The sequence below is a fragment of the Sphingomonas sp. genome (assembly GCF_042091075.1).
Taxonomy (GTDB): Bacteria; Pseudomonadota; Alphaproteobacteria; order Sphingomonadales; family Sphingomonadaceae; genus Sphingomonas.
In genome coordinates this window covers 18,771-29,882 of the sequence record NZ_JBELIE010000022.1, presented here as the reverse complement: position 1 = coordinate 29,882, position 11,112 = coordinate 18,771, and the positions used below count along the sequence as shown (strand labels likewise).

General features: G+C 65.8%; 12 protein-coding genes. 8 read left to right on the top strand and 4 right to left on the bottom strand.

The window, feature by feature from the left end:
* The 3 genes from ACFDSW_RS04105 to ACFDSW_RS04095 form a co-directional block, all read right to left on the bottom strand.
* Positions 1–433: recombinase family protein (locus ACFDSW_RS04105; RefSeq protein ID WP_375249006.1), on the bottom strand; the 433-nt coding region annotated here is incomplete at its 3' end.
* A 341-nt stretch (positions 434–774) separates the two neighbouring features.
* Entirely contained in the window at positions 775–1,290 is a 516-nt protein-coding gene (locus ACFDSW_RS04100; RefSeq protein ID WP_375249005.1) for a hypothetical protein, read from the bottom strand.
* A gap of 578 nt (positions 1,291–1,868) precedes the next feature.
* The gene (locus ACFDSW_RS04095; protein ID WP_375249004.1) at positions 1,869–1,991 is read right to left on the bottom strand and encodes a hypothetical protein; all 123 of its coding nucleotides are present in this window, start codon (positions 1,989–1,991) and stop codon (positions 1,869–1,871) included.
* Positions 1,992–2,236: 245 nt separating this feature from the next.
* Between ACFDSW_RS04095 and ACFDSW_RS04090 the strand changes: the two genes are divergently transcribed.
* Both ACFDSW_RS04090 and ACFDSW_RS04085 read left to right on the top strand, forming a co-directional pair.
* The gene (locus ACFDSW_RS04090) at positions 2,237–3,286 is read left to right on the top strand and encodes a Rieske 2Fe-2S domain-containing protein (protein WP_375249003.1); all 1,050 of its coding nucleotides are present in this window, start codon (positions 2,237–2,239) and stop codon (positions 3,284–3,286) included.
* Positions 3,287–3,293: 7 nt separating this feature from the next.
* Positions 3,294–5,006 (top strand): acyl-CoA dehydrogenase family protein, encoded by a 1,713-nt coding sequence (locus ACFDSW_RS04085; RefSeq protein WP_375249002.1) that lies wholly within the window; start codon positions 3,294–3,296, stop codon positions 5,004–5,006.
* Positions 5,007–5,016: 10 nt separating this feature from the next.
* On the opposite strand, the gene ACFDSW_RS04080 is transcribed toward ACFDSW_RS04085, so the two are convergent.
* A complete protein-coding gene (locus ACFDSW_RS04080) occupies positions 5,017–6,093 on the bottom strand; it encodes an MBL fold metallo-hydrolase (RefSeq protein ID WP_375249001.1) in 1,077 nt (358 codons plus the stop codon).
* A 151-nt stretch (positions 6,094–6,244) separates the two neighbouring features.
* On the opposite strand from ACFDSW_RS04080, the gene ACFDSW_RS04075 reads away from it, so the two are divergent.
* The 6 genes from ACFDSW_RS04075 to ACFDSW_RS04050 all read left to right on the top strand — a co-directional run.
* Positions 6,245–6,982 (top strand): dienelactone hydrolase family protein, encoded by a 738-nt coding sequence (locus ACFDSW_RS04075; RefSeq protein ID WP_375249000.1) that lies wholly within the window; start codon positions 6,245–6,247, stop codon positions 6,980–6,982.
* 34 nt (positions 6,983–7,016) lie between these two features.
* On the top strand, positions 7,017–7,868 hold the full coding sequence (locus ACFDSW_RS04070; protein ID WP_375248999.1) for an SDR family oxidoreductase: 852 nt from the start codon (positions 7,017–7,019) through the stop codon (positions 7,866–7,868).
* Positions 7,869–7,949: 81 nt separating this feature from the next.
* Complete coding sequence (locus ACFDSW_RS04065; protein WP_375248998.1) at positions 7,950–9,173, top strand: M24 family metallopeptidase; 1,224 nt, start codon at positions 7,950–7,952, stop codon at positions 9,171–9,173.
* A gap of 21 nt (positions 9,174–9,194) precedes the next feature.
* A complete protein-coding gene (locus ACFDSW_RS04060) occupies positions 9,195–9,722 on the top strand; it encodes a cupin domain-containing protein (protein WP_375248997.1) in 528 nt (175 codons plus the stop codon).
* Positions 9,723–9,770: 48 nt separating this feature from the next.
* On the top strand, positions 9,771–10,328 hold the full coding sequence (locus ACFDSW_RS04055; RefSeq protein WP_375248996.1) for a cupin domain-containing protein: 558 nt from the start codon (positions 9,771–9,773) through the stop codon (positions 10,326–10,328).
* A gap of 65 nt (positions 10,329–10,393) precedes the next feature.
* Positions 10,394–11,112: fumarylacetoacetate hydrolase family protein (locus ACFDSW_RS04050; protein ID WP_375248995.1), on the top strand; the 719-nt coding region annotated here is incomplete at its 3' end.

The following is an 11,112-nucleotide window of genomic DNA, read 5'->3' as shown; positions in this document are numbered from 1 at the left end:
CCCTATGCGTCAGCCCGGTTGCCTCTATCGAAGCGCGGGCAGCTACCCGGCCACTGTCGCACCGTTCCTTGATCCGCTGGCGTTCCATATCAGCCATCTGGGCTAGGACAGCGACGATCAACTCCCCGACGCCACGGCCAATCGGTCCCAGCCCCTTAACGTCCAAGGTGACGCCACGATTTAGCAGCTTCCGCACCGTGGCCTGTACGTCCAAGGCATCGCGGCCCAATCGATCAAGGGCATAGACGTAGAGCGTGTCGCCTTCCCGTATGTAGTCGAGCAGCTTGGCAAAGCCGGGACGGTCAGCAGCGAGGATCGCACCGCTTACGCCTTCATCGGTAAACTCACGGTCAAAGCTGTCACCCAATGCCTTGCGCTGGGCTTCAATGCTCTGGGCTTCTGTCGATACGCGGAAGTAGGCAACGCGGCTCATGGTATAATCCTCGCAAGATATGCCTGATATGTGAGGCAGTATCACAACGCTGTCAAGTACCTTGTGAGGCAGTCGCTAATGATCCATCCGGCATGACTCACAAGCTACAACTTGCGAGGCAGGGTATCGGCAGGGTCAGCGATCCGGCTGGGCTAGTGCTTGGCGACAGTGACACGCTACGCCGGGAGAACGATACGCGCGCAATAATGCAGGTCGGGCAGGCGTGTCATATTCGCCAGCGGGCTGGGTAGGGATACGGGGGAGATAGCGCGCTCAGAATTGTTTGATTGCCCTCTCGCATATCTCTAGCATTTTCAGGCCGTAGGCAGCATAGCTATAGACTACAAAGTGCCAACATCAATTCTTAGACTGTCAATTGGCCAAGTGTCTTTCGTCTCGAATTTAAGCGTTACGCCTATCGCCTTAAAGGCCTCAACCAAAATAGCAGCGTCCGGTGATTTCAGCGCCTCTCTATTTCCACATAGGATCACGCCATCAAAAGCACGAGACTGAACATACCCCGTGTCTCTTGCCTTCCAACCGTTCCTTACGAGTATAGCTCCAAACTCTCCCGTGAAATTCCTAGAATGCTGATCTTCTACCCTAGTCCGTATCTGAAAACTACTCGGCGGATTAATCTTGATTATATTCTCAAATCGATCATCGACAACAGGTTTAGAAGGAGTAGCCGGCGCATAATGATGATGATTATCGCCCTGATGCCCAATAGGCCACGCATAGGACAAGGCCGATGGCTCCGCCGATCCTGATATGATCCGGCGAGACAGCCCATCCCCACCACCTTTGGAAGCCGGACGGATCGCCAGCCGACCAAGCAGTGATGGGAGTTCCAGCACCAGCCAATATCCTAGCCGGGAGCTTAGCTAGATAGTCGTACACCTCTCGCTTCATGGCTGCCCTTAGCGCGCTGATTATGCGGCTATGATCCATCGAAACGGGCTAGGATGCAAAGAGGCAATATCCTGAGCGGTTCGAGTCCCTAACGCGGACCCACATCGGCCAGCCCCTTGCCTCCGCTAGTACAAAGAGCTAATACAACTGTCCCGACGCTCAGGAAAATATCCTTTGTTTGTCAATGCTTACGGGTTTTCGAGCCGATCCCCCTCGGCTCCACCATTCCGTACACGCTGCTGAAAACGCGGCCCGGTATCGCGAAGCATAGGGTTCTTACGGACGTCTGGTACGAAGGTACGAGGACGGCACCCTGTGCGCTCCTGCCATTATGCCGGCCACATGGTCGAAAGCATGTCGGCCATCCCGCGCGTGGCGGTTGAAAATATGGTGCCGTTACCACGACATATCGGTCCGGACGGCTGCATGAACAATTCTTCGCTATCGCGTCAGCGAAAGACGTAATGGGCTGGCGTTCCGCCACCCCCGGCAGTCATCGGGGCGGGACGTGCGGTCGCTATGGTCAGAACAGCACGAACAGCATCACGGCGACGACGAGCGAGACGAACGCGAGATAGATCGCGGCGATATGCGGGGGACAGTCGAATCCCTCCGGGCAGTCGTACCACCACATAAGCCTCTCCATTTCCTCGTCTTGCGTTGACCGCGGTACGATCCGTTGCTGCCGACTCGTTGGCCGGCCGTCTATGCTATGGATCATAGCTAAGTCGTGATGGCTGTCAAAGCGATACTGGCGATCCCGCCCGCAGGCGAACGGTCGGGCTCGGGCGGCGACACGCAATGCTGGAAATAGCTATTGAATATAGCTTTCCGCGCCGGTAATATTCTGTTGGCAGGCCGTTGCAAGGATAAGGCCGCCGGGAGAGGGACATGGCCGATTTCCTTCGTGATTGCTGGTACGTCGCGGCGTGGGCGCGGGACCTGGGTGAGGCTCCGCTCGGCGTCCGCGTCATCGACGAACCGCTCGCGCTCTACAGGACGCGGGAGGGTATCGTCTGCGCGGTGGAGGATCGTTGCCCGCATCGCTGGGCGCCGCTGTCGATGGGCCGGGTCGAGGGCGAGCTGCTGCGCTGCATGTACCACGGCCTTTGCTTCGACACCGGGGGCAAGTGCGTGTCCGCGCCGGCGATGACGACCCCGCCCGACGCGCGCGTGCGCACCTATCCGGTGGAGGTGAAGGACAGCTGGCTCTGGGTGTGGATGGGCGATCCGGCGAAGGCTGATCCCGCATTGATTCCGCAGGCGTTCGGGATCGACGATCCGCGCTGGACGATGGCGGCGGACCAGATCGACTATGAAGCCAACTACATGTTGCTCAACGACAATCTGTGCGACCTGTCGCACGTTGATTTCGTTCATGAGACGACGCTGGCCAGCCTGTCCGGAATCGGCTGGGCCGATAGCGTGCCGCGCGTGATCCAGCGCGAGCGCGGCATCCGGATCGAACGCTGGCTGACGGCGAAGCCGATGAGCCCGAGCAACCCGACGCTGGTCGACAATTGGTCGGTCTACGATTATTCCGCGCCCGGCATTTTCGTCATGGAAAACAGCTCCTTCCCGCACGGCATGGCGGAGCGATGCGGCATGAAGCCGCCGACCGAGGAGCCGATGACGTACCGCATCGAGCAGCAGGCGGTGACGCCGATCTCCGATCGCAAAACGCGCTATTTCTACGCCAGCGGGTTCGATCATCGCATCCCCGCCAGCCTGTTGGGCGGCGCGTTCGAGGTGGTCAACGCCGCCTTCGCCGAGGATCGCGCGATGATCGAGGCGCAGCAGCGGATCTGGGACGAAACCTCCGGCGACCATGCGATGAGCTTCGTCGCGCACGACAAGGCGCCGGCGATGTTCCGCCGCACCATGGCCCGCTTGATGACGGCGGAGCGGGCTGCGGCCACGACCGTCGAGAACGTGTGCTGAGCACCACTTGACCCGCTCCTCTCCCCCGCCCGCCGACCTGGCGATCGTCGCCGCGCAGCTCGCCGCCGCGCCCGGCTGGTCACGCGCCTGCGCGCTGTTGCCGGACCCCGATGCCGCCGATCCGGCGATGGTCGACGCGATCCTGAACGAGGCATCGCGCTTCGCCGACGACGTGCTGGCGCCGCTCAACGACGCGATGGACCGGCACGGCTGTCGGATCGAGGCGGGGCGGGTGCGTACTGCGCCCGGGCACGATGCCGCATGGGCGCAGTTCGTCGCGAACGGCTGGGCGACGCTGGGTCAGCCGATCGATCATGGCGGGCAGCCGTTGCCGACCGCGATCTGGGCGGCGGTGGAGGGCGTCTTCGATCGCGCCAATCCGTCGTTCGCGATGTTGCCCGTCCCGCTCATCTCCTCCGCGCGGCTGATCGCGGCATGGGCGGACCCGACGACCGCGGCGCAATGGCTACCGCGCATCGTCGCCGCCAAATGCGCGGCGACGATCTGCATCTCCGAGCCTGATGCCGGATCCGACGTGGGACGCGCGCGCACCACCGCGCGCGCCGACGGCGAGGGCGGATGGATCATCGACGGCGAGAAATGCTGGATCAGTTTCGGCGACCACGATCTTGCCCCGCGCATCGTGCATTGCCTGCTGGCGCGAACCGGTGACGCCGCCTCGGGCGGCGGTGGGCTCAGCCTGTTCCTCGTCCCCGACACGCTGGAGGATGGCACCCGCAACGGCGTGGTGATCCGCCGCATCGAGGAGAAGATGGGGCTGCATGGCTCGCCCACCTGCGCGCTGGGGTTCGAGGGCGCGCGCGGCATCCTGCTGGGGCAGGAGGGGCGCGGGCTGGCGCAGATGTTCGTGATGATCGCGAACATGCGCCTCGCGGTTGCGATCCAGGGGCTGGGGATCGCGAGCGCGGCGACCGACGTCGCGGCGCGCTACGCTGCCGAGCGGCGGCAGGGCGGGCGTCCGGCGGAGCCACCGGTGCCGATCACCGCGCATGCCGACGTGCGGCGGATGCTGCTGGAGATGGCGAGCACGACCGAGACGCTGCGCGGGCTGATCCTCGCGCTCGCGAACCACGTCGACATCGCCGCGCGGGCGCCCGACGCGGCGGAACGCGCTGAGGCGGACCTGCTGGCGCAGTGGCTGCTGCCGATCGTCAAGACCGCCGGGGCGGAGATCGGGTTCGATGTAGCGAGCACCGGGGTGCAGGTGCTCGGCGGCGCTGGCTATACGCGCGAATGGCCGATCGAGCAGGGCGTTCGCGACGCGCGTGTCCTGTCGGTGTTCGAGGGGACGAGCGGCATTCAAGCGCTCGACCTGATGCACCGACGGCTGATGCGTGACGATGCGGCGTCGCTGCACGCGTTCCTGCGCGTCGCCCGTGCCGATGCGGACGCGGCGGGGCCGGCGGCGCAGCCGCTCCATCGCGCGCTCGATCAGCTGGAGGAGGCGGGCGCCTTCCTGCGATCGGCCGAGCGGGTCGAGGCCGAGGCGGGCGCGACCGCATTCCTGAAGCTGGCGATCCTGACCGCGCAGGGTTGGATCGCCGCCCGGCTGGTTGCGCGCGGCAACGGCTCGCCCGCCGCCTCGACCTTGACCGATGCAGGACGCTATTTCCTTGTGCGGCTGGCGCCCCGGGCCGTGCTGGCCGCGACCGAGGCGATGGCCGGGTCGGCGGTGCCGGCGACGCTCGCCGGATCGTGAACCGTCGCGGCTAGCGGCACGGGGCGAGGGTCGCCCGGCCGTTCGCGCCCCGCGTCAGGCACAGCCGGTCGAGATCGCGCGCCGCGATCACCTCGCCCTTGAAGCCCGCCTTGATCGCCCGAACGTCGTCGGCGGCCAGCGCCGCGTCGCCGTCCATCCCCGGCACGATATGCGTCAGGACGATCGTTCCCACACCCGCCTCGCGCGCCAGATCGGCGACCGCCGCGGGTGGCAGGTGCTCCTCGGTCATGTGGCCGAGTGCAGTCGACAGCGCCTCGGGCGACCAATGCGCCTTGGCGGCGATGCCCTGCATCATGCCCGTGATCGCGCGGGGATCGATCACCTCGGACACCAGCACGTCTGCCCCCTTCGCGAACGCCGCCAGCGGCGCGCTGGCGCCGGTATCGCCGGTGAAGACGATCGAGCCCGCGGGCGTATCGAACCGATAGGCATAGGATTTCTCGCGTGCCCGCGCAGTGGCCGGCATCATGCGGTAATGCGTGTTCTCGATCGCCGATACGCGGACGTGGTCGTCACGGTAGATCGTCGTTCCTGCGGCAATTTCGTGCACCGCGAACTTCGACGCGACATAGTCCGCCATCGGGCGCCCGCGGGGATCGATCAGGCCGCCATCCGCGAACACGGCATAGGGCATGCTGATATAGCGCACCGCCGCATCGACCAGCGCAGCGATCCCGACGGGGCCGTAGATCGCTCGCGGCCCCGCGCCACCCGCACCGATCCCGGCGATCAGATCGTTCGACATGATGGCGGCGAGGTCCAGAACATGGTCCGGATGGAGGTGCGTGATGAAGATCGCCGACAGCTGCGTGCTGTCGATCCCCGCCTCCACCATGCGACGCAGCGTGCCGATCCCGCAATCGAGGAGGTAGGTGGCGCCGCCGACCCGCAGGAGCGTTGCCGGCTCCGACCGATCCTTGCGCATGTTGGGGCCGCCGGCGGTGCCGAGCATGACGAGTTCGACCGTCGGCGCGGCGGCGGGTGGCGCGCCCCGAGCGGCGGCGGGTGCGGTCAGCAGGATGAGCGGGGCGAGCGCCCGGAGCGCGGCGTGGATACGGTGCTTCACGGGACGTCCTCTCTCTGGCCGGCCGGCAGCGGCACGAGGCCTGCTTGTGCCCTGCTGAAGATTGTTATAGGACAGAACAATATTGAGGGTCTCGGGCGTTGGCAACCGCCGCGATGAGCGAGACGACCATGCCGTGGGCGAGGGGACCGGAATGCCACGACACGCGCTGACCTATCCGCGAGGCGACAAGGTGGTCGATGCGACCCTGCACGTGCCGGCGGGCGACGGACCTTGGCCGGCTATCGTCATGGTGACCGACATCCGCGGCCCCCGCGACGTCTTCTATACGCGGGCGGACCGGCTGGCGGCGGAGGGCTATGCCGTCCTGCTGCCGAACATCTTTTACCGGGCCGGACCGGCGCCGGTCCCCGATCTGTCGGCGCCATTCGAAATTGCCGCGCTCAAGCCGTTGATGGCGCTGATCGACCCGCTCACCAGCGACGACCTGCGCGCGGACGGCGCCGCCGCGGTGGCGGCGCTCGCGGATCGGCCGGAGGTGCGCGCGGGCGGCATCGGCGTGGTCGGTTATTGCATCGGCGGCAAGTTCGCGATCCTCTATGCCGATGGGGCGGGCGGCGCGATCACCGCGGTCGCGGCCTATCACGGCTCGGCGCTTATCACCGACGCCCCCGACAGCCCGCACCGCGTCGCGGCGGGCGTCGCGGCGCGCTATTATTTTGGCCACGCCGACGACGACATGTTCCTGCCGTCGTCGCGGCTGCCCGAGCTGGACGCGACCTTGGCCGGGGCGGGGCGCGTCTTCGTCTCGGAGGTTTACGAAGGCGCGCAGCACGGTTTCACGGTGCCCGACGGCCCCTCCTACGCGCGCGATGCCGACGATCGGCACTGGCGCACCATGACGGCGCTGTTCGCGCAGACGCTGCGCTGACCGGGCGCACCCAAGGCAGAATGAGAAAGGATCGATGATGCGTGTTCTGGTGGTAGGGCCGCACGGCAAGACCGGGCGGCACGTCGCGGCGGCGCTGGAGCGCCGTCCGGAGCCGGTCGAGATCGTCGGCTTCTCGCGTACCGCACCGGCGGACGCTCGCTATGCGTCCCGCCTCGGTGATCTGGAGAACCATGCCGACCGTGCGCGGGCGGTCGAGGGGGTGGACGCGGTGATCCACTACGGCCCCGCCTTCCATCCGCGCGAGACCGCGATGGGGACCGGGATGATCGATGCCGCGGCGGCGGCTGGCGTGCGTCGCTTCATATATATCTCGGTTATCCATCCGCAGATCGACGCGCTGTTGAATCACAAGGCGAAGCTGGCGGTGGAAGCCTATCTGATCGACAGCGCGCTCGACTGGACGATCCTGCGCCCGCAGCATTACATGCAGAATATCGATGTGCCGCGGGTCATCGCCGGCGGTCGCCTGCCGACGCCATATTCGCTCACCCAGCCGCTCGGTCACGTCGATCTGGTGGACCTTGCCGACGCGGCGGCCACGGTCGTGCTGGAGGACGGCCACAGCGCGGCAACCTATGACATCTCGGGCGAAGAGAATCTGTCGGCGGAGGATATCTGCGCCATCGTGTCGGACATCGGCGGCACGCCGGTACAGCCGCTCGTGGTCGAGCCGGATCAGGTCGTCGCGATGATCGCCGCGCATCACCCGCTCGGCGCTTACGAGGTGGAGGCGCTGCACCGCCTGTTCGGTTATTATGGCCGCAAGGGCATTCGCGGCAATGCGAAGGTGCTGTCCTGGCTGCTGCAGCGGCAGCCCGGCACGTTCCGCGACTATGTCCGCCGCAGCCTGCCCGGGGCCGCCTGAGGCGACGTTTTCGTCCATTCCCGATTGCGTCACGCAGGCAGTGATGATAGCTATATCAAATAACGTTTCGGAGAGTATCGCATGAGCAAGTTCGCCCAGCTGGAGCCGGCCGTTCGCGAACAGCCCGTGGTCGATGTAAACCGCACATGGTCGGCCACCCGTGGCGAGCTTGAGCGGCGCTGGAAGCTGGTACGCACCCATTTGCGCGATCGTGGCCTGGAGGCGCTGGTCGTCCAGGGGTATGAAGAGAAGATCGGCGGCAATGTCCGCTGGCTGACCGACGTGCCGCCGGGATATCCGCGTTACGTCATCTTCCATGTCGACGATCACATGACGCTGATCGATCACGGCGCGCAGGGCGAAACGCGCCGACTCGACGATCGCGATCCCAACCGGCCGGGCATCGGTGAACTCGTCACCAACTGGGCGTTGTTCAACGCGCATTATACCCACGGGCTGGCGGCGGAGAGCGTGGCGCAGGTGCTGCTCGATCGCGGCTACAGGAATGTCGGCATCGTCGGCGCCGGTGGCCTGCCGCACGGCTTCATGACCGGATTGAGCGACCGCACGGAGGGCCGCGTTGCCTTCTCCGACGAAACCGATGCGTTCGACGCGATGAAGGCGCACAAGAGCGCCGAGGAACTGGCGCTGATCCGGGCGACCGCCGCGATCCAGGATCAGGTGTTCGAAAAGCTGCTCGATTGGATCGAGCCGGGGATGCGCGATTTCCAGATCAATGCCTTCATCGATCACCAGTTGCAGCTGCTGGGGGCCGATCGTGGCGTGTATATCGCGGTGTCGGCGCCGATCGGTCAGCCGGCGTTCTTCGGCTATCGCGCGGTGCAGGGGCGTACCATGCGGCGCGGCGATCATATGAACGTGCTGCTGGAGAGCAACGGCCTTGGCGGCCAGTGGACCGAGCTTGGCCGGATGGTGAGCTTTGGCAAGTTGCCGGCGGAGGTGCATGACGCGCACGCGCTGGCGGTCGAGGCGCAGGCGCTCTCGGCGCGGCTGAGCGTGCCCGGTGCGATGCCGGCGGACATCTTCCGCGAGGTCAACGCCTTCCTCGTCTCGCATGGGAGCGCGCCCGAGCGGCGGCTCTATTCGCACGGGCAGGGGTACGACACGGTCGAGCGCCCGTTGATCCGCAGCGACGAGACGATGGCGCTGCCCGCGCAGGCCAATATCGCGATCCACCCCGCGTTCATCGCCGGATCGACGCTGGCCACGCTGTGCGACGGGTTCATCGTCGGCGAGGGCGGCGGCTTCATTCATCAGACGCCCAAACGGGTTTACGAGATCTGAGATACAGGAAGGCAGAGGATCATGACCGTACTCGCACCCGATGCATCGCGTACCGGCGCGACCGCCGACAGCGGCATCTTCACCATCGAGAAGCCGAACGTCGCCACCGACAATGCCACCCCGGGCAAGCGCGTGGTGGTGTCAAAGGGCAACGCACCGCATTTCATCCCCGGCCGCCGCTCATGGGTGCGTTACCGCGAGCTTGGCGTGACGGAGGCCACCAACGGCGAGATGCGTGCGCAGGTGCTCCATGCGGGCACCGCGAACGAGAGCACCGGCTGGCACCTCCATCGCTGCGATATGCAGTTCCTTTACTGCATCGACGGTGCGATCACGATCGCATTCAGCCCCGATCATATCGTGCGGCTGGAGGCGGGCGATTCGATGATGATCCCCGGCGGGACGATCCATATCGAGGCCGGCGCCCCGGAAGGCGTCGAGATCCTGGAAATATCGATTCCCGCGGACATGGGCACCGAGTCCGTCCCCAATCCCTATGGCGACGTTCAGATCGACTTCTCGAAGGCGGGAACGGTCACCGCTCGCTGAGCCGGCAACGGTGATGGTGACGCACATTTCGGCCAGGGGGATGTCAGGATGGATATCAACACTCGCGTGAACGCCCCGGTCGACCGCGTCGACGCCGACATTCACGCCTTTCAGGACATGCGCGATCTGCGCGCGGCGTTCGGGCGGATGCCGCAGACGCCAAGGCTGTTGTCGTCCCCCGACGATGCCGCCGCGATCGACTTTTCCGGCCAGCGCACCAGGGTGTTGCTGAGCGGGGAGGAATCGGGCGGCCAGTTCGTGATCTTCCTCGTCGAGCTGTCGCCGGGCTTCGGCGCGCCCGATCACCATCAGGCGGAAGAGGACGAATGGTGGTTCGTCCTGGAGGGCGAGATTGACGTGGTGATCGGAGACGAGGCGCGGCGGGTAGGGGCAGGCGCGAGCGCCTATGCCCCGCGTGGTTGCCGCCACAGCTTCGTCAACAATTCGGATCGCGTCGCGCGCATGATCTCGATGAACGCCCCCGCGGGGCACGAACGCTTCTTCGAGGCGGTCTCCAGGCTGCCCGGGATCGTGGATGACGGCATGCGTGACAAGCTGATGCGCGATCACGGCGTCGAGTTTCATGGCAAGGTCGTGCTGGACTGAGGTGAGGGCGCGTGACGATTGGCGCGATCCCGCGCCGCGTCCACGCCGCAAGGAAAGAACATCGAATGAAACTGATCGGTATCCTGAAGGACGGGCAAACATGGATCGCTCGCGTGGAGGGCGACGCATGCGTGCCGCTGGCACCGGCCGAGGCGTTCTTCCGCGATCCCGAGGCGAACGCCCGCGCCAGCGGTGACAGCGCGCTCCCGCTCGCGTCCGTGGAGCAGCGGCCGCCCGCATGGTCGGGCGCGCGGGTGATCTGCATCGGGCTGAACTATCGGGCGCATGCCGCCGAGGGGGGGCATGCGCTGCCCGAATATCCCACCACGTTCGGCCGCTGGACGCGCTCGCTGGTGGAGGATGGCGCCGATATTCCGGCGCTCGACGTCAAGCTCGACTGGGAGGCGGAACTGGGCGTCGTCATCGGGCGCGAGATGGCCGGGGTGGACGATGCGGCGGGCCTGGCGGGCGTGTTCGGCTACGCGCCGTTCAATGATGTCAGCGCGCGCACCTATCAGCGGCACACGCCGCAATGGACCACCGGCAAGAACATGGACCGTTCGGGCGTGCTTGGCGCGATCGTCACCGCGGACGAGGTCGGCGATCCCGCCGACGGCCTGTCGGTCGAATGCCGATTGAACGGCGAGACGATGCAATCGTCGAATACCGCTGACCTGATCTTTCCGATCGGCCGGGTGATCTCCTACCTCAGCGAGATCATGACGCTGTTCCCCGGCGACATCATCGCCAGCGGCACGCCATCGGGCGTCGGGCACGCACGCAC

Coding starts and splice junctions, on each gene's coding strand:
- ACFDSW_RS04095 (WP_375249004.1), bottom strand. CDS start 1,991: ATGGAGAGGCTTATGTGGTGGTACGACTGCCCGGAGGGATTCGACTGT.
- ACFDSW_RS04090 (WP_375249003.1), top strand. CDS start 2,237: ATGGCCGATTTCCTTCGTGATTGCTGGTACGTCGCGGCGTGGGCGCGG.
- ACFDSW_RS04075 (WP_375249000.1), top strand. CDS start 6,245: ATGCCACGACACGCGCTGACCTATCCGCGAGGCGACAAGGTGGTCGAT.
- ACFDSW_RS04070 (WP_375248999.1), top strand. CDS start 7,017: ATGATGCGTGTTCTGGTGGTAGGGCCGCACGGCAAGACCGGGCGGCAC.
- ACFDSW_RS04065 (WP_375248998.1), top strand. CDS start 7,950: ATGAGCAAGTTCGCCCAGCTGGAGCCGGCCGTTCGCGAACAGCCCGTG.
- ACFDSW_RS04060 (WP_375248997.1), top strand. CDS start 9,195: ATGACCGTACTCGCACCCGATGCATCGCGTACCGGCGCGACCGCCGAC.
- ACFDSW_RS04055 (WP_375248996.1), top strand. CDS start 9,771: ATGGATATCAACACTCGCGTGAACGCCCCGGTCGACCGCGTCGACGCC.